1 protein-coding gene is annotated in these 396 nt (G+C 74.0%); it reads right to left on the bottom strand.

From position 1 onward, the window contains the following. On the bottom strand, positions 1-396 hold a 396-nt coding region (locus MKK82_RS31005; protein ID WP_243987897.1), incomplete at both ends, for a methyl-accepting chemotaxis protein.

The following is a 396-nucleotide window of genomic DNA, read 5'->3' as shown; positions in this document are numbered from 1 at the left end:
GTCGCCTTCGCGGTCTGCTCGGCCAGGGCCTTCACCTCGGAAGCCACGACCGCGAAGCCCTTGCCGGCCGCACCCGCGCGGGCCGCCTCGATGGTGGCGTTGAGCGCCAGCAGGTTGGTCTGCCCGGCGATGCCCTGGATCATGCTCACGACCTCGCCGACCTGCGGCGCCTGCCCGCTCAGGACCTCGACGATCACCCCGGGGTGCCGCGCCTTGTCGCCGGGCGCTGCGGCCATGCGTCCGTGCGCGCTGGCCTGCTGGCCGATCTCCCCGGTCGCCTTCGCGGTCTGCTCGGCCAGGGCCTTCACCTCGGAAGCCACGACCGCGAAGCCCTTGCCGGCCGCACCCGCGCGGGCCGCCTCGATGGTGGCGTTGAGCGCCAGCAGGTTGGTCTGC

Origin of the sequence: Methylobacterium sp. E-046, from assembly GCF_022829625.1 — a bacterium.
Lineage (GTDB): Bacteria > Pseudomonadota > Alphaproteobacteria > Rhizobiales > Beijerinckiaceae > Methylobacterium > Methylobacterium longum.
The sequence above is the reverse complement of the archived record's forward strand: the minus strand, read 5'-3'. Positions and strand labels throughout refer to the sequence as shown.